Annotated in this window: 16 protein-coding genes; 10 read left to right on the top strand and 6 right to left on the bottom strand. The window is 51.8% G+C overall.

Going from position 1 to position 18,103, the window contains the following annotated elements:
* Positions 1-13: 13 nt before the first annotated feature.
* Both btuF and mtnN read right to left on the bottom strand, forming a co-directional pair.
* A complete protein-coding gene (gene btuF, locus OGY15_RS21250; RefSeq protein WP_151216787.1) occupies positions 14-814 on the bottom strand; it encodes a vitamin B12 ABC transporter substrate-binding protein BtuF in 801 nt (266 codons plus the stop codon).
* The gene (gene mtnN, locus OGY15_RS21245; RefSeq protein WP_123268747.1) at positions 807-1,505 is read right to left on the bottom strand and encodes a 5'-methylthioadenosine/S-adenosylhomocysteine nucleosidase; all 699 of its coding nucleotides are present in this window, start codon (positions 1,503-1,505) and stop codon (positions 807-809) included. Before mtnN ends, btuF begins: the two co-directional genes overlap by 8 nt.
* Before the next feature lie 83 nt (positions 1,506-1,588).
* Here mtnN and dgt point away from each other — a divergent pair, with 83 nt between their 5' ends.
* From dgt to cdaR, 3 genes are all read left to right on the top strand, one after another.
* Positions 1,589-3,106, top strand: a complete 1,518-nt coding sequence (dgt, locus tag OGY15_RS21240) for a dGTPase (protein ID WP_151216788.1) — start codon at positions 1,589-1,591, stop codon at positions 3,104-3,106.
* Positions 3,107-3,235: 129 nt separating this feature from the next.
* Entirely contained in the window at positions 3,236-4,669 is a 1,434-nt protein-coding gene (gene degP, locus OGY15_RS21235) for a serine endoprotease DegP (protein ID WP_187253755.1), read from the top strand.
* Between the two features lie 147 nt (positions 4,670-4,816).
* A complete protein-coding gene (gene cdaR, locus OGY15_RS21230; RefSeq protein ID WP_286540974.1) occupies positions 4,817-5,974 on the top strand; it encodes a DNA-binding transcriptional regulator CdaR in 1,158 nt (385 codons plus the stop codon).
* Between the two features lie 86 nt (positions 5,975-6,060).
* Here cdaR and OGY15_RS21225 read toward each other — a convergent pair whose 3' ends face one another.
* From OGY15_RS21225 to map, 4 genes are all read right to left on the bottom strand, one after another.
* Positions 6,061-6,447 (bottom strand): DUF3461 family protein, encoded by a 387-nt coding sequence (locus tag OGY15_RS21225; protein WP_003018562.1) that lies wholly within the window; start codon positions 6,445-6,447, stop codon positions 6,061-6,063.
* Positions 6,448-6,556: 109 nt separating this feature from the next.
* Positions 6,557-7,381 carry a 2,3,4,5-tetrahydropyridine-2,6-dicarboxylate N-succinyltransferase gene (gene dapD, locus OGY15_RS21220; RefSeq protein WP_003837532.1) on the bottom strand — a complete coding sequence of 275 codons (825 nt, stop codon included), beginning with the start codon at positions 7,379-7,381 and terminating at the stop codon, positions 6,557-6,559.
* Between the two features lie 31 nt (positions 7,382-7,412).
* Positions 7,413-10,085, bottom strand: a complete 2,673-nt coding sequence (gene glnD / locus OGY15_RS21215; protein WP_151224583.1) for a bifunctional uridylyltransferase/uridylyl-removing protein GlnD — start codon at positions 10,083-10,085, stop codon at positions 7,413-7,415.
* Positions 10,086-10,323: 238 nt separating this feature from the next.
* Positions 10,324-11,118 carry a type I methionyl aminopeptidase gene (map, locus tag OGY15_RS21210; RefSeq protein ID WP_151216791.1) on the bottom strand — a complete coding sequence of 265 codons (795 nt, stop codon included), beginning with the start codon at positions 11,116-11,118 and terminating at the stop codon, positions 10,324-10,326.
* Between the two features lie 448 nt (positions 11,119-11,566).
* Between map and rpsB the strand changes: the two genes are divergently transcribed.
* From rpsB to cdsA, 7 genes are all read left to right on the top strand, one after another.
* Positions 11,567-12,292, top strand: a complete 726-nt coding sequence (rpsB, locus tag OGY15_RS21205; RefSeq protein ID WP_016151758.1) for a 30S ribosomal protein S2 — start codon at positions 11,567-11,569, stop codon at positions 12,290-12,292.
* A gap of 264 nt (positions 12,293-12,556) precedes the next feature.
* On the top strand, positions 12,557-13,408 hold the full coding sequence (tsf, locus tag OGY15_RS21200) for a translation elongation factor Ts (protein ID WP_151216792.1): 852 nt from the start codon (positions 12,557-12,559) through the stop codon (positions 13,406-13,408).
* 145 nt (positions 13,409-13,553) lie between these two features.
* Positions 13,554-14,279: a UMP kinase gene (gene pyrH / locus OGY15_RS21195; protein ID WP_151216793.1), complete on the top strand. Its 726-nt coding sequence runs from the start codon at positions 13,554-13,556 to the stop codon at positions 14,277-14,279.
* Positions 14,280-14,418: 139 nt separating this feature from the next.
* Complete coding sequence (frr, locus tag OGY15_RS21190) at positions 14,419-14,976, top strand: ribosome recycling factor (protein WP_016151760.1); 558 nt, start codon at positions 14,419-14,421, stop codon at positions 14,974-14,976.
* A gap of 110 nt (positions 14,977-15,086) precedes the next feature.
* Entirely contained in the window at positions 15,087-16,283 is a 1,197-nt protein-coding gene (ispC, locus tag OGY15_RS21185) for a 1-deoxy-D-xylulose-5-phosphate reductoisomerase (protein ID WP_151216794.1), read from the top strand.
* 187 nt (positions 16,284-16,470) lie between these two features.
* Entirely contained in the window at positions 16,471-17,229 is a 759-nt protein-coding gene (gene ispU, locus OGY15_RS21180) for a (2E,6E)-farnesyl-diphosphate-specific ditrans,polycis-undecaprenyl-diphosphate synthase (RefSeq protein WP_003018543.1), read from the top strand.
* A gap of 12 nt (positions 17,230-17,241) precedes the next feature.
* Positions 17,242-18,099 (top strand): phosphatidate cytidylyltransferase, encoded by an 858-nt coding sequence (gene cdsA, locus OGY15_RS21175; protein WP_151216795.1) that lies wholly within the window; start codon positions 17,242-17,244, stop codon positions 18,097-18,099.
* Positions 18,100-18,103 lie beyond the last annotated feature (4 nt).

Genomic DNA, 18,103 nt, shown 5'->3' with positions numbered 1-18,103 from the left:
CGACAGGCAGGCTCTATTTCACTTGTGAAAGCGCATTACAGAGTTGTTTTGCGGCGAGGATAATACGCGGGCTCGCGCGTTCGAACCAGTCACTATTCAGCGTAATAACGGGAATTTTTAGCTGGTTTCCCCAGTATTGCTCAATTTTCAGAGTTTCGCCCGGACCTCCGGTTGCAACAATTGCCTGAGGGGCGCGTGCCAGGACCTGCTCGCGACTAACCTGTGGCCAGGGAACCCGGCTGCCGGCAAAGATGTTTTCTCCGCCGCATACCTCAAGAACCTCGTGCTGAATGGAGCCTTTTCCACTGGTAAACAGAGGATTTGCGCCAAACTGGAGAAACACCCGTTTTTTGGGTTTGTTGCCATACTGAGATTTTAGTAAAGCATAATCATCAAGCAGGGTTTGCGCCGCCTGTTTGGCCTGCTCAGGTTTAGGGCTCCACGCTGCCAGCTGGCGGAGCGCATCAGCGACTTGCTCAATGGTAACGGCATCCACCCAGATGACCTTAATTCCCAGGGCGGTCAATTGATTCACCTGGCGTTCAGCATTGCCCCCGCGCCAGGCGACGACTAAATCCGGTTTGAGCGCCACAATGCGTTCAAGATTCATGCCTTGCCAGGTTGATACCTCTTCGATATTTTTCGCTTCGGGCGGATAGTTCGAGTAGCTGCTGACGCCTACGGGCGTAATGCCAGCGGCAAAGGCAAGTTCGGTATTGGCAGGAGAAAGCGTCACAACACGCGGCGCGGCGTAAAGGAACGCCGGGAGAGTGAAAAGCAGGGCGACCAGCGCCCTGGAGAATGATTTAGCCATGCGCCAGTTTCTGCACCAGCGTTTCAACCATCAGGCTTGACTGTTTGGCGGCAACCACCAGGAACTCGTCAAAGCTAAGGTGGGACTGCTGATCGGCGACGTCAGAGATGGCGCGAACCACGACAAACGGCACGTTAAAGTTGTGGCAAACGTGCGCAATTGCAGTGGCTTCCATTTCTACGGCAATGGCCTGTGGGAAGTTATGCTGAATTTTTGCCAGACCAACAGAACCGTTAATGAAGGCGTCACCGCTGACGATAAGACCACGAACAGCGTTCAGGTTGAGTTCTGCGATGCAGGATTCCGCCGCAGCGATAAGTGCGGGATCGGCTTTAAAACCTGCCGGGCAACCCGGGAGCTGACCAAATTCATAGCCAAAGGCGGTGACGTCAGCGTCGTGATAACGCGCTTCGTCAGAAACCACAATATCACCAACTTTCAGCGTAGAGGCCAGGCCGCCCGCGGAACCGGTATTAATGATGGCATCTGGTTTGCAGCGTTCGAGCAGTAGCGTTGCGCCCAGCGCCGCAGCCACTTTACCGATACCCGATTTCAGTAGCGCAACCTCAGTACCGTTCAGTTGGCCGGTATAAATTTCACAACCGCCGAGAGCGATGGTCTGACGGTTTTCGATTTTGTCACGCAGCAGCGTAACTTCTTCTTCCATTGCACCAATGATGCCGATTTTCATAGATTTACTCGCGATAAGCCAGATTTGAGGGCATAGTCTATCATGCGCTTAAGGGGTAGCGCATTTCTCAGGCGGGAGAGGATATGGTACAGATCGATTTCCGAAAAAAAATAAACTGGCATCGTCGTTACCGTTCGCCGCAGGGCATGAAGACGGAGCATGAGATCCTGCGTATTTTTGAAAGCGATCGTGGACGTATTATCAACTCTCCTGCTATTCGCCGGCTGCAGCAAAAAACCCAGGTCTTTCCGCTGGAGCGTAATGCCGCGGTGCGCACGCGCCTGACGCACTCGATGGAAGTTCAGCAGGTTGGGCGCTATATCGCGAAAGAGATCCTCAGTCGGCTGAAAGAACTCAAGCTGCTGGAGCAGTATGGCCTGGATGAACTGACGGGGCCGTTTGAGAGTATTGTCGAAATGTCGTGCCTGATGCATGACATCGGGAATCCACCGTTTGGCCATTTTGGTGAAGCGGCGATCAATGACTGGTTCCGCCAGCGACTGTATCCCGCCGACGCGGAAAGTCAGCCCCTTAGCGACGACCGCTGCCTGGTTGCGGCGCTACGTTTACGCGAAGGCGAAGAGTCGCTGAATGATATTCGCCGCAAGGTGCGTCAGGATCTCTGTCATTTTGAAGGCAATGCGCAGGGTATTCGTCTGGTGCATACTTTGATGCGAATGAATCTTACCTGGGCGCAGGTTGGCGGTATTTTAAAATATACCCGTCCGGCATGGTGGCGCGGCAGTACACCTGAAACACATAACTATTTAATGAAGAAACCGGGCTATTATCTTTCCGAGGAACCGTATATTGAGCGGTTGCGTAAAGAATTATCATTAGCGCCTTACAGTCGTTTTCCATTAACCTGGATTATGGAAGCTGCCGACGATATCTCTTATTGCGTAGCCGATCTTGAGGATGCCGTTGAGAAAAGAATCTTCAGCGTCGAGCAACTTTATCACCATTTGTATGAGGCGTGGGGACACCATGAAAAGGGTTCCCTGTTTAGTCAGGTTGTTGAGAACGCCTGGGAAAAATCACGTTCAAATACATTAAGCCGCAGCACCGAAGATCAGTTCTTTATGTATTTACGCGTCAATACGCTGAATAAACTGGTGCCGTATGCGGCCCAGCGGTTTATTGATAATTTACCGCAGATTTTTGCGGGTAGCTTTAATCACGCGCTGTTAGAAGATGCGAGTAGCTTCAGTCAGTTGCTGGGTGTCTATAAAAACGTGGCGGTAAAACATGTGTTTAGCCATCCAGACGTTGAGCAACTGGAATTGCAGGGCTACCGAGTCATCAGCGGGTTGCTGGAGATCTATCAGCCTTTATTAAAAATGTCCCAGTCAGATTTTACTGAACTGGTCGACAATGAAAGAGTTAAACGTTTCCCTATCGAATCACGATTATTTCAGAAGTTGTCTACTCGCCATCGTCTTGCTTATGTAGAAGCGGTTAGTAAAATATCAACAGGTTGCGCTGAGTTTTCGGTACTGGAATATTATTATCGCTGCCGGCTGATTCAGGATTATATCAGCGGTATGACAGATTTGTATGCCTGGGATGAATATCGTCGCTTGATGGCCGTAGAACAATAAATACTCATTTGTAAAGACGACCAATAAAATTTTACTTTTTCCTTAAACTCAATTCTGGAACTTAGCGCTATAAAACGACTCTGACGTATACAGCAATTTTGCGTTACCTGTTAATCGAGAACGAAACACATGAAAAAAACCACATTAGCAATGAGTGCACTGGCTCTGAGTTTAGGCTTGGCGTTGTCCCCTCTGTCTGCAACTGCGGCTGAGACGTCGTCTTCAGCAATGACCGCCCAACAGATGCCAAGCCTGGCCCCGATGCTCGAAAAAGTGATGCCATCGGTGGTAAGTATTAACGTCGAGGGGAGCACGACGGTGAATACGCCGCGTATGCCGCGTAATTTCCAGCAGTTCTTTGGTGATAATTCACCGTTCTGTCAGGACGGTTCTCCGTTCCAGAGTTCACCGTTCTGCCAGGGCGGCGCGCCGGGTGCTGACAATGGCGGCGGCCAGCAGCAGAAATTTATGGCGCTGGGTTCCGGTGTAATTATTGATGCCGCGAAAGGATATGTCGTGACTAACAATCACGTGGTGGATAATGCCACGGTGATTAAAGTCCAGTTGAGCGATGGTCGTAAATTTGACGCGAAGATCGTGGGTAAAGATCCACGTTCTGATATCGCGCTGATCCAAATTCAGGATCCGAAAAACCTGACAGCAATTAAGCTGGCAGATTCCGACGCGTTACGCGTGGGGGATTACACCGTGGCGATTGGTAACCCGTTTGGCCTCGGTGAGACCGTGACCTCCGGTATCGTTTCTGCGTTGGGGCGTAGCGGCCTGAACGCGGAGAACTACGAAAACTTTATTCAGACGGATGCCGCGATTAACCGGGGTAACTCCGGTGGTGCGCTGGTCAATTTGAACGGCGAGCTGATCGGCATTAACACCGCGATCCTCGCACCGGACGGCGGTAACATCGGTATCGGTTTTGCGATCCCAAGCAACATGGTGAAAAACCTGACTTCGCAGATGGTTGAGTTTGGCCAGGTTAAACGTGGTGAGCTGGGTATTATGGGGACCGAGCTGAGCTCTGAGCTGGCGAAAGCGATGAAAGTTGACGCTCAGCGCGGCGCATTTGTCAGCCAGGTGATGCCAAACTCTTCGGCAGCGAAAGCAGGTATTAAAGCCGGGGATGTGATTACCTCCCTGAACGGTAAACCTATCAGCAGCTTTGCCGCTCTGCGTGCGCAAGTGGGGACGATGCCGGTAGGCAGCAAAATTAGCCTTGGCCTGCTGCGCGACGGTAAGCCAGTCACCGTGAATCTGGAACTGCAGCAGAGCAGCCAGACTCAGGTTGATTCCAGCTCTATCTTCAAAGGCATTGAAGGTGCTGATATGAGCAACAAAGGTCAGGACAAAGGGGTCGTGGTTAGCGACGTTAAACCGAATAGTCCGGCTGCACAGATCGGCCTGAAGAAAGGTGATGTGATTATCGGTGCGAACCAACAGCCGGTGAAAAACATCGCCGAACTGCGCAAAATCCTCGAGAGCAAACCGGCTGTACTGGCGCTGAACATTCAGCGTGGCGACAGCTCCATCTATCTGTTGATGCAGTAATCTCCCTCAACCCCTTCCTGCACAGGAAGGGGTTCTTTTTGTGATACCTCCCACAACTCCATATTTATCCCTTCTGCTTTGTGCATTTGCACAATGTCGCCGCTTATTATCTTCCCTATGCTTGAGCTCTGCTCACAGGAGGAGTTTATGGCTGGCTGGCATCTTGATACCAAAATGGCACAGGATATCGTGGCGCGAACCATGCGCATTATTGATACCAATATCAACGTAATGGATGCCCGTGGGCGGATCATTGGCAGCGGCGATCGCGAACGTATTGGTGAATTGCACGAAGGTGCGCTGGTGGTGCTTTCGCAGGGTCGGGTGGTGGACATTGACGATGCGGTGGCCCGGCATTTACACGGTGTGCGGCAGGGGATAAACCTGCCGTTGCGTCTTGAAGGCGAAATCGTTGGCGTTATCGGGCTTACCGGCGAACCGGAACATCTGCGCAAGTATGGCGAACTGGTGTGTATGACTGCGGAAATGATGCTGGAGCAGTCGCGTCTGATGCATCTGTTAGCGCAGGATAGTCGCCTGCGTGAAGAACTGGTGATGAACCTGATCCAGGCAGAAGAGAATACCCCAGCGCTGATGGAATGGGCGCAGCGATTAGGCATTGATTTAAACCAGCCGCGTGTGGTGGCTGTGGTGGAGGTCGATAGCGGTCAGCTTGGTGTTGATAGTGCGATGGCGGAGCTACAGCAATTGCAGAGCGCATTGACTACGCCCGAACGTAATAATCTGATTGCGATTGTTTCTTTGACCGAGATGGTGGTGTTGAAACCGGCTCTCAATCAGTTTGGCCGCTGGGACGCTGAGGATCATCGCAAGCGGGTTGAGCAGCTCATTGCTCGCATGAAAGAGAACGGACAGCTGCGTTTTCGCGTGTCGCTGGGCAACTATTTTACCGGGCCTGGCAGTATTGCCCGTTCGTATCGTACGGCGCGCACGACCATGATGGTCGGTAAGCAACGGATGCCGGAAAGCCGTAGCTATTTCTACCAGGATTTAATGCTGCCGGTGCTGCTGGACAGTTTGCGCGGTGGCTGGCAGGCTAACGAGCTGGCGCGTCCGCTGGTACGGCTGAAAGCAATGGATAACAACGGCTTACTGCGTCGCACATTAGCGGCGTGGTTTCGGCATAACGTTCAGCCGCTGGCGACCTCAAAAGCGTTATTTATCCACCGCAATACGCTGGAATATCGCCTGAACCGAATTTCAGAGCTGACCGGGCTGGATTTAGGGAATTTTGACGACCGACTGCTTCTGTATGTCGCGTTACAGTTGGATGAGCAGCATTAATTTCTTGCCTGTTGGCGCTACGCTTATCAGGCAAAATGCCGGGGGCGGCTTCGCCTTACCCGGCATACGAACACATTCACTCGCGGTTATTTACGCGTTAGCTTTTCCAGATCGGCTTCAATTTCGCTGATCTTGTTGGTCACGACGCTTTCCAGATGACGTAAATCATCGAGGATCTTGCGTTTAAGATCGACTTCGCTGCGATCGCGCTGGCAGATCTGATCCAGTTCGTCGATCACATAACGCAGGTTGGGGCTGATCTCCTGCACTTCTTTGTAACCCTGGCCGACGCCATCGGCGACAACCGTTTTACGCTGACGGGGATATTTGAACTTCACGCTCTTGGCAAAAAACTCACCTTTATCCTTCTGGAAATAGATTTTCAGGATATCGTTGTTGGCTTCTTGCCGCAGGCTGTAACGATCGATTTCTTCAGGATTAGTAATGCCCAGACTTTTCAGATTGTCATACATAGCGGTACCCTTAAGCTCACTATAACCATTGAATAATTAACGAAAAGCCTTGTTTATGCCACTCGTAGATGTAAAAAAAGCGGGCTAAGCCCGCTTTTTCAAATCGCTGTTAGTCGATGGTGCGTAACAGTTCGTTGATTCCTACTTTGCCACGCGTTTTGGCATCGACTTTCTTCACAATTACCGCGCAGTACAGGCTATATTTGCCATCTTTCGACGGCAGGTTGCCGGAGACAACCACAGAGCCTGCCGGAACGCGGCCATAATGCACTTCGCCGGTTTCGCGATCGTAAATACGGGTGCTTTGACCGATGTACACGCCCATAGAGATAACAGAGCCTTCTTCGACGATCACGCCTTCAACCACTTCAGAGCGCGCGCCGATGAAGCAGTTGTCCTCGATGATGGTCGGGTTAGCCTGTAACGGCTCCAGTACGCCGCCGATGCCAACGCCACCGGACAGGTGAACGTTTTTACCGATTTGCGCGCAGGAACCCACGGTCGCCCAGGTATCAACCATTGTACCTTCATCAACATAAGCGCCGATGTTTACGTAAGAAGGCATCAGTACGGTGTTACGTGCGATAAACGCACCCTGACGTACTGCTGCTGGCGGAACCACGCGGAAACCCTCTTTCTGGAAGCGTGCTTCATCATAGTTGGCGAATTTCATCGGTACTTTATCGAAGTAACGACTTTCCGCACCCTCGATAACCTGATTATCGTTAATACGGAAAGAGAGCAGGACCGCCTTTTTCAGCCACTGATGCGTGACCCACTGACCCTCAATCTTCTCTGCGACGCGCAGTGCACCGGAATCCAGTAAAGCAATAACCTGATTTACCGCTTCGCGGGTTACGGTATCTACATTTGCCGGAGTAATGTCGGCACGGCGCTCGAAAGCGGACTCAATAACGTTCTGTAACTGCTGCATTGTTAAACTCTTTCCATAATAAATAAAAACATTACCCTTTATCGTTTGGATTGAGGGCCTCTGTCAACCGTTGATGTACTTCCTGCTGCAGCTCATTATTAAGGGCGCGCCGGTCGGCAGTGGCGATTATGAATAAATCTTCTACTCGCTCGCCAATGGTTGTAATTCGGGCGCCATGCAGCGAAATTCCCAGATCGGCAAAAATTTGCCCGACCCGCGCCAGCAGTCCTGGCTGGTCGAGGGCGATAAGCTCAAGGAATGATTTTCGGTCGGTATGGGTCGGCAGGAAAGTGACCTCGGTATCGACGGTAAAGTGGCGTAATTTTGCCGGTTGGCGACGCGGCTGCGGCGGCTGCCAGCTCCGCTGCGTGATCGCCTGTTCCAGTCCAAAACGGATCGCTTCGTGTCGGTCTGACGACAGCGGGCTACCGTCCGGCTCCAGTACAATGAACGTATCCATCGCCATCCCATCGCGGGTGGTAAAGATCTGCGCATCGTGGACGCTTAGATTGCGCCTGTCCAGTTCGGCGCAAACGGCGGCAAACAGGTAAGGGCGATCGGGGCTCCAAATGAATATTTCCGTTCCGCCGCGCGTGGCCTGCGGGCTGAGCAGGATTAGCGGCTTACTGAGATCGTGTTGCAGCAGATGACGCGCATGCCAGGCCAGTTGATTTGGGCTGTGGCGCACGAAATAGTTGGCGCGACAGCGCGACCAGATGTGGTGCAGCGCTTCTTCATCAATGTTATCCATACGCAGTAGCGCCAGCGCCTGAAGCTGATGATGGCGAACGCGTTCGCGCATATCCGGCGTGTTTTGCATCCCGCGACGTAGCTGTTTTTCCGTCGCAAAGTACAACTCACGCAGCAAACTTTGCTTCCAGCTATTCCACAGCGTTTCGTTAGTAGCGCAAATATCCGCGACGGTCAGGCACACTAAAAAGCGCAGACGGTGTTCCGTTTGTACTTCTTCAGCGAATTGCTTGATCACTTCCGGATCCTGAATATCACGGCGCTGAGCGGTCACCGACATCAGCAAATGCTGACGCACCAGCCAGACGATCAGCTGTGTTTCACGTGAGTTCAGACCGTGCAGTTCGGCGAATTTGAGCACGTCCTGGGCGCCGAGAACCGAGTGATCGCCGCCGCGACCTTTAGCGATATCGTGGAACAGCGCGGCAATCAGAATCAGTTCAGGTTGTCGCAAGCGCGGCCACAGATCCACGCACAGCGGATGGCGCGGGCGGGTCTCTTCGTTAGCAAAACTTTCCAGCTTGAGCATCACGCGGATGGTGTGTTCATCCACCGTGTAGGCATGAAACAGGTCAAACTGCATTTGGCCGACAATATGTGACCATTGCGGCATATAGGCCCACAAAACGCTATGGCGATGCATCGGCAGCAGGCCGCGACTCACTGCTCCCGGATGGCGCAACATACTCAGAAATAGTGAGCGCGCTTCCGGGATGTAGCACAGCGGCTGGGTTAAATGACGGCGGGCATGACGCAGATGGCGCAGCGTGGTGGAGTAAATCCCAGCGATCGCGCTGTTACGCACCATGATGTAAAACATCCGCAATATCGCTTCGGGTTTGCGGATAAACAGGTCGTCGTTGCGCAGATCAATCAACGAGCCGCGTAGTTGAAAGTCGTCGTCAATCGGACGAGGTTTTTCATCGGCGGGCAGGGCGAGGATTGCCTCGTCAAATAGCTGCAGCAGCATGTGGTTCAGTTCGCTGACCCGCCGCGTAACGCGGAAATAGTCTTTCATCATCCGCTCGATTGGCTCGTTGCCTTCACCGCCGTAGTTCAGGCGTTGCGCCACGCTGAGCTGACGATCAAACAGCAGGCGGTTATCGTAGCGACTGACCTCCAGATGCAGGGCGAAGCGAATGCGCCAGAGGATGTGCAGACATTCATTCAATTCGGCGCGTTCTGCCAGCGTCAGGAAGCCAAAGCCGACCATTTCATCCAGCGAGGTAGCGCCAAAATGGCGGCGGGCGACCCATTGCAGAGTATGAATATCGCGCAGGCCGCCGGGGCTGCTTTTGATATCCGGCTCCAGGTTGTAGCTCGTGCCGTGATAGCGTTGGTGGCGCTGATTTTGCTCTTCCACTTTGGCGGCGTAAAATTTATCGGACGGCCAGAAACCTTCGCTAAAAATATGCTTTTGTAGCTCAAGAAACAGCGCCACGTCGCCAATCAGCAGGCGTGTTTCTATCAGGTTGGTGGCGACGGTTAAGTCTGACAATCCTTCCAGCAGACACTCTTCCAGCGTGCGCACGCTGTGCCCAACCTCGAGCCTCACGTCCCACAGCAGCGTTAACAACTCGCCGACTTTTTCGGCCTGCGCGTCAGGGAGCTTTTTACGACTGAGGATTAGCAGGTCAATATCGGAAAGCGGATGCAGTTCGCCGCGTCCGTAACCGCCAACTGCAACCAGCGCCAGGTCGGCAATTTGACCAAAACCAGCTTCAATCCACAGACGCTGAAGCAACTGGTCAATAAACTCGGTGCGGGCCTCAATCAGCTGTTCAGCGGAGATCCCGCTGTCAAACGCTTCACCTAACCAGTGCTGGAACGCGTCGATATGCGCTTTAATGCCGGGACAGTTGAGGTCGTGCTGCGGCCAGGTTCCGGGATTTTGCGGTTGGCCAGGCAGGGTGGGGAGGGCAGTATTTGCGTGCTGTTCAGGAAGAGTATTCATTTTGCGCCACCCATTAAAAAGCCGGATGGCGGCTAATGCGCCTTACCCGGCCTACGGATTTACTCTTCATCCTTCAAGCTGCTTCTGCGTTGGCTGCGCTCGTTCACTCCAGTCACGTACTTTTGTACGCTTCTGGAGGTTCACTCTCTTGCCGTCTTGAATCAATTCGAATGATTTTGAGTAAAGGTGCAACTTGTAGGCCTGATAAGATGCAGGGGCATCGCCATCAGGCAAAACATTATTCGCCGTGTGTGATGATCGCCGGGATGGTGTCATCCTTGCGTAACGTCAGAATTTCACAGCCGTTTTCCGTCACCACAATAGTATGCTCGTACTGAGCAGACAAGCTCCGGTCTTTGGTTTTTACCGTCCAGCCGTCTTTCATGGTGCGGATGCGGTAATCACCGGCATTCAGCATAGGTTCTACGGTGAAGGTCATGCCCGGCTGCAGTACCACGCCGCCGTCGTCTGCATCGTAATGCAGAACCTGCGGTTCTTCATGGAAGCCGCGACCGATGCCGTGACCGCAGTATTCACGGACCACAGAGAACCCTTCGCCTTCCGCATATTTCTGAATCGCAGCGCCCAGTGTGCGCAGGCGAATACCCGGTTTTACCATCCGCAGCGCCAGGTACAGGCTTTCCTGCGTGACGCGGCACAGACGCTCGCCCAAAATGGTAGGTTTGCCGACGATGAACATTTTCGAGGTGTCGCCGTGGAATTCGTCTTTAATTACGGTGACGTCAATGTTGACGATATCACCGTCTTTCAGGAGTTTGGCGTCGTCCGGGATCCCGTGGCATACCACCTCATTAATAGAGATGCACACGGATTTCGGATAACCGTGGTAGCCAAGGCATGCGGAAATAGCCTGCTGCTCGTTCACGATGTAGTCATTACAGATGCGATCCAGCTCGCCAGTGCTGACGCCCGGTTTAACAAATGGTTCGATCATTTCCAGTACATCAGCGGCCAGGCGACCAGCGACGCGCATTTTTTCGATTTCTTCAGGGGTCTTGATTGAGATAGCCATGAATTCTGTCCATCAGTACCGATGATATCGGCAATAATTGTTTAAGTGCTGCCAATGGTATCAGTCAGGGGTGTACCCTGCCAAATTGAGAATCATTCTGAACTTCGCCTTTCGTGCCACAGGTGCGTTAGCTCTATTTTTTCACTCCGCTCACTTACTACATGTAAGCTCCCGGAGATTCGAAAATTTGCCGCCTTCCTGTAACACGAAATTCATCGTTCATTCAGCACACAGTGCCAACAATTATTGGTGTCGGCGGCGTATTTGTGGTATAAAGCGCGCCGGACTTCCGATCCGTTCGAAGACTACACACGATGGACGGGAGCGACAAATCTCACTTTGTGTAACAACACACACGTATCGACACATATTCCGGGGTGCCCTTTGGGTCGGTAATATGGGATGCGTGGAGGCTTAACCCCAACTTTTATATATAGAGGTTTTAATCATGGCAACTGTTTCCATGCGCGACATGCTCAAGGCTGGTGTTCACTTTGGTCACCAGACCCGTTACTGGAACCCGAAAATGAAGCCGTTCATCTTCGGTGCGCGTAACAAAGTTCACATCATCAACCTTGAGAAAACTGTACCGATGTTCAACGAAGCTCTGGCTGAACTGAACAAGATCTCTGCTCGTAAAGGTAAAATCCTTTTCGTTGGTACTAAACGCGCTGCAAGCGAAGCGGTGAAAGAAGCTGCTAACAACTGCGACCAGTTCTTCGTGAACCATCGCTGGTTGGGCGGTATGCTGACTAACTGGAAAACCGTTCGTCAGTCCATCAAACGTCTGAAAGATCTGGAAACTCAGTCTCAGGACGGTACTTTCGAAAAGCTGACCAAGAAAGAAGCGCTGATGCGCACTCGTGAGCTTGAGAAACTGGAAAACAGCCTGGGCGGTATCAAAGACATGGGCGGTCTGCCGGACGCTCTGTTCGTAATCGATGCTGACCACGAGCACATTGCTATCAAAGAAGCAAACAACCTGGGTATCCCAGTATTTGCTATCGTTGATACCAACTCTGATCCGGACGGTGTTGACTTCGTTATCCCGGGTAACGACGACGCAATCCGTGCTGTGACCCTGTACCTGGGCGCTGTAGCTACTACCGTTCGTGAAGGCCGTTCTCAGGATCTGGCTTCCCAGGCGGAAGAAAGCTTCGTAGAAGCTGAATAATAAGGCACGCTCGTTAGAGCGACCCCTTATATATCCTGGATAATTCGAGTTGCTGGAAGGCGTTGACGCAACGAATCCCCCGGAGCTTACGTCAGTAAGTGACTGGGGTGAGTAAGGAAAACAACGCACCAGCAGCTTGAAGAATGACGGATATAGGCCAGGTAGTATCACGTTTGGTTAGGGGGCCTGTATATGGCCCCCTTTTTCACTTTTAAATCTGTGCGGTTTCATGCCGGGCAGATCAAATCTTCCGAGGATTTTAGAATGGCTGAAATTACCGCATCCCTGGTAAAAGAGCTGCGTGAGCGTACTGGCGCAGGCATGATGGATTGCAAAAAAGCACTGACTGAAGCTAATGGCGACATCGAGCTGGCAATCGAAAACATGCGTAAGTCCGGCGCAATCAAAGCGGCGAAAAAAGCAGGCAACGTGGCTGCTGACGGCGTAATCAAAACCAAAATCGACGGCAACATCGCTTTCATTCTGGAAGTTAACTGCCAGACTGACTTCGTTGCTAAAGATGCTGGTTTCCAGGCATTTGCTGACAAAGTACTGGACGCTGCCGTTGCTGGCAAAATCACTGACGTTGAAGTTCTGAAAGCACAGTTCGAAGAAGAACGTGTTGCACTGGTTGCTAAAATCGGTGAGAACATCAACATCCGTCGCGTTGCTTCCCTGGAAGGCGACGTTCTGGGTAACTACCAGCACGGTGCTCGTATCGGTGTTCTGGTTGCTGCAACTGGCGCTGACGAAGAACTGGTTAAACAGCTGGCAATGCACGTTGCTGCAAGCAAACCAGAATTCGTTAAGCCGGAAGACGTTTCCGCTGAAGTGGTAGAGAAAGAATACCAGGTTCAGCTGGATATCGCGATGCAGTCTGGTAAGCCGAAAGAAATCGCAGAGAAAATGGTTGAAGGCCGCATGAAGAAATTCACCGGCGAAGTTTCTCTGACTGGCCAGCCTTTCGTTATGGATCCGAGCAAATCTGTTGGTCAGCTGCTGAAAGAGCACAATGCTGACGTAACAGGCTTCATCCGCTTTGAAGTGGGTGAAGGTATCGAGAAAGTTGAGACTGACTTTGCAGCAGAAGTTGCTGCAATGTCCAAGCAGTCTTAATTTTTAAAGGAGCCGCCTGAGGGCGGCTTCTTTTTGTGTCTGGCTTGTAAATTCAGCGAACCGCTATAGTGGTCATGCTGAAAAGCGGCATACAATGTCGCCGGAATTAACTCATCTCATTCGTTGACAGTCTCAGGAAAGAAACATGGCTACCAATGCAAAACCCGTCTACAAACGTATTCTGCTTAAGTTAAGTGGCGAAGCTCTGCAAGGTTCAGAAGGCTTCGGTATTGATGCAAGCATCCTTGACCGTATGGCTCAGGAAATCAAAGAGCTGGTTGAGCTGGGTATCCAGGTTGGCGTAGTGATTGGTGGTGGTAACCTGTTCCGTGGCGCTGGTCTGGCGAAAGCAGGGATGAACCGTGTTGTGGGCGACCACATGGGCATGTTAGCCACCGTCATGAACGGTCTGGCGATGCGCGATGCGCTTCACCGCGCCTATGTGAACGCTCGCTTGATGTCCGCTATTCCTCTGAATGGCGTGTGTGATAACTACAGCTGGGCAGAGGCTATCAGCCTGCTGCGCAACAACCGCGTTGTTATTTTGTCTGCGGGTACCGGCAACCCATTCTTTACCACCGATTCTGCAGCCTGCCTGCGTGGTATTGAAATTGAAGCGGATGTGGTACTGAAAGCCACCAAAGTCGACGGCGTATTTACGGCTGATCCGGCTAAAGATCCAACCGCGACCATGTACGAGCAGTTGACCTATTCGGAAGTGCTGGATAAAGAACTGAAAGTGATGGATCTGGCGGCGTTCACGCTGGCTCGTGACCACAAATTGCCGATTCGTGTCTTTAACATGAACAAACCGGGTGCGCTGCGCCGTGTTGTTATGGGTGAAAAAGAAGGCACGTTAATCACGGAATAATTCCCGTTGCGGCTAAATGCAGGTAATATTCCGCTTTAATGTCGCGGGATACGTCCCTCAAAATTAATCAAGACTATACTTGTCACATCTTGCGTGGTGGGTATGGTCTGACTGAAACAAGCTTTCAAGGATTCGTAACGTGATCAACGATATCAGAAAAGATGCTGAAGTACGCATGGACAAATGCGTCGAAGCGTTCAAAAACCAAATCAGCAAAATTCGCACGGGTCGTGCTTCTCCTAGCCTGCTGGATGGTATTGTCGTGGAATATTACGGCACACCGACTCCGCTGCGCCAGTTGGCAAGCGTAACGGTTGAAGATTCCCGTACCCTGAAAATTAACGTGTTTGACCGTTCTATGGGACCAGCCGTTGAGAAAGCCATTATGGCTTCCGACCTCGGTCTGAACCCAAGCTCTGCGGGTTCCGATATCCGCGTTCCGCTGCCGCCGCTGACTGAAGAACGTCGTAAAGATCTGACCAAGATCGTGCGTGGCGAAGCTGAAGGCGCGCGCGTTGCCGTACGTAACGTACGCCGTGATGCCAACGACAAAGTGAAAGCATTGTTGAAAGAAAAAGAGATCAGCGAAGATGACGATCGCCGTTCTCAGGATGACGTGCAGAAACTGACTGACGCAGCTATCAAGAAAGTTGATGCGGCGCTGGCAGAGAAAGAAACGGAACTGATGCAGTTCTGATTCGCCTGTACGCTAAAAACGCCGCTTAGAAGGCCTGAGAAGGCTGGAGAGCGGCGTTTTGCTTTATTCTGCCTATATACCTTAAAGGGTAAAATTCTTCTGGATGTCTCATGAAGCAATTAACCATCCTGGGATCAACCGGTTCCATTGGTTGCAGTACGCTGGATGTAGTACGCCATAACCCGGAAAAATTTCGTGTTGCTGCGTTAGTGGCGGGTAAAAATGTCGCCCGTATGGTCGAGCAATGCCTGGAGTTTGCTCCTCGCTATGCGGTAATGGACGATGAAAAAAGCGCGACGTTGGTAAAAATAGCTCTGCTGGAGCAGGGCTGTCGTACTGAGGTAATGAGTGGACAGCAGGCGGCCTGTGATATGGCTGCGCTGGATGATGTTGATCAGGTGATGGCGGCGATTGTTGGCGCGGCGGGATTGCTGCCGACGCTGGCTGCAATTCGTGCGAGCAAAAGCATTTTACTGGCGAATAAAGAATCTCTGGTGACCTGTGGTCGTCTGTTTATGGACGACGTGAAACGTCACAAAGCGCAACTTTTGCCGGTAGATAGCGAACATAACGCGATTTTTCAGAGTTTACCGCAACCTATCCAACACAATCTGGGATACGCTGACCTTGAGCAAAATGGCGTCATGTCAGTTTTGCTTACCGGGTCTGGTGGCCCTTTCCGTGAAACGCCATTGTCCGATCTGATTTCTATGACCCCCGATCAGGCATGTCGTCATCCGAATTGGTCGATGGGACGAAAAATCTCTGTCGATTCCGCCACCATGATGAATAAAGGTCTGGAATACATTGAAGCGCGTTGGTTGTTTAATGCCAGTGCGAGTCAGATGGAAGTGCTGATTCATCCGCAGTCGGTTATTCATTCGATGGTTCGTTATCAGGATGGTAGCGTTCTGGCGCAGTTGGGGGAACCTGATATGCGTACACCTATTGCCCATACGATGGCATGGCCAGAACGTGTGACGTCTGGTGTTAAGCCTGTCGACTTTTGCCAACTCAGTGCGTTGACGTTTTCCGCACCTGATTATCAGCGTTATCCCTGCCTGAAACTGGCGATGGACGCGTTTGAGCAAGGGCAAGCGGCGACGACCGCGCTGAACGCCGCGAATGAAATTACCGTTGCCGCATTTTTGGCGCAGCAGATCCGATTTACCGATATTGCTGACCTGAATTTATCCGTACTGGATAAGATGGATTTGCAGGAGCCACAGAGCGTTGATGATGTGCTGAAGGTTGATGCCATCGCGCGGGATGTCGCCAGAAAAGAAGTGATGCGACTCTCAAGCTGATGATAATCCCTGTACGCAGAATCGCGCTATTTGTTAGCGTTGGGCTTCAGTGATATAGTCTGCGCCACTCGATCGCGGGTATTTGCTTTTTTCCGGTCGGGTAAGCCGTGGTTTGACACGGCTTTTTTGTGGATGGGCTTCAGTATTCCTGAGTACCGTTAATCCTTTCAGGGACTAAAAACGCGTTATGTTGTCTGCAACTAAACCATTAAGCGAAAATTTGCCAGCACATGGTTGTCGCCATGTAGCAATTATCATGGATGGCAATGGCCGCTGGGCGAAAAAGCAAGGGAAGATTCGCGCCTTTGGGCATAAGGCCGGAGCTAAATCCGTCCGCCGGGCTGTCTCTTTTGCTGCCAATAACGGTATTGATGCGTTAACGCTGTATGCCTTTAGCAGTGAGAACTGGAACCGACCTGCGCAGGAAGTGAGCGCGTTAATGGAGCTGTTCGTGTGGGCGCTTGATAGCGAAGTGAAAAACCTGCACCGCCATAACGTACGTCTGCGTATTATCGGGGATATCAGTCGATTTAACTCACGTTTGCAAGAACGGATTCGCAAATCAGAAGCGATTACCGCCCAGAATACCGGGTTGACGCTGAATATTGCAGCGAATTACGGTGGACGGTGGGATATAGTCCAGGGAGTCAGGCAACTGGCACAACAGGTGCAGGATGGTCTGCTGCGACCAGAGCAAATCGATGAAGAGATGCTTGGGCAGCAAATTTGTATGCATGAACTGGCTCCTGTGGATTTAGTGATAAGGACTGGGGGGGAGCATCGAATTAGTAATTTTCTGTTGTGGCAAATTGCCTATGCCGAACTTTACTTTACGGATGTTCTCTGGCCCGATTTCGATGAACAAGACTTTGAAGGTGCGCTGCATGCCTTTGCTAATCGTGAGCGTCGTTTCGGCGGCACCGAGCCCGGTGATGAAAAAGCCTGATGGGGGTCGCTTTTGCTGAAGTATCGCCTGATTTCTGCTTTTGTTTTAATACCCGTTGTCATCGCGGCGTTGTTTTTGCTGCCGCCTGTGGGGTTCGCCATTGTCACGCTGGTTGTCTGTATGCTGGCCGCCTGGGAATGGGGACAGTTAAGCGGTTTTACCACGCGTACACAGCGAGTATGGCTGGCGGTTTTGTGTGGGCTATTGCTGGCACTGATGCTGTTTTTACTGCCAGAATACCATCGCAATATTCATCAGCCTCTGGTTGAAGTCTCGCTGTGGGCGTCGCTGGGCTGGTGGGTCGTGGCGCTGTTGCTGGTACTGTTTTATCCCGGCTCTGCGGCGGTATGGCGTAATTCCAAAACATTACGCATAATTTTCGGCGTGTTGACCATTGTCCCGTTCTTTTGGGGAATGCTGGCGCTACGTGCATGGCACTATGATGAGAATCATTATAGTGGCGCGCTATGGCTGCTGTATGTCATGATCCTCGTCTGGGGAGCTGACTCTGGTGCCTATATGTTTGGTAAGCTGTTTGGCAAACATAAGCTGGCGCCGAAGGTTTCTCCTGGTAAAACCTGGCAGGGTTTTTTTGGCGGACTCGCCACTGCGGCCGTGATCTCATGGGGTTATGGCATGTGGGCGAATCTTGAGGTTGCGCCTGTCACCTTGCTTATTTGCTCCATCGTTGCAGCCCTGGCCTCCGTGCTGGGTGACCTGACCGAGAGTATGTTTAAGCGTGAAGCAGGAATAAAGGACAGTGGTCACTTAATTCCAGGACACGGTGGTATTCTGGATCGCATTGATAGCCTGACGGCTGCGGTACCGGTCTTTGCCTGCCTGTTGTTATTGGTATTCAGGACGCTTTAACGGA

It is taken from the genome of Citrobacter sp. Cu231 (assembly GCF_030332265.1).
In the GTDB taxonomy this organism is placed as follows: domain Bacteria; phylum Pseudomonadota; class Gammaproteobacteria; order Enterobacterales; family Enterobacteriaceae; genus Citrobacter; species Citrobacter meridianamericanus.
The sequence above is the reverse complement of the archived record's forward strand: the minus strand, read 5'-3'. Positions and strand labels throughout refer to the sequence as shown.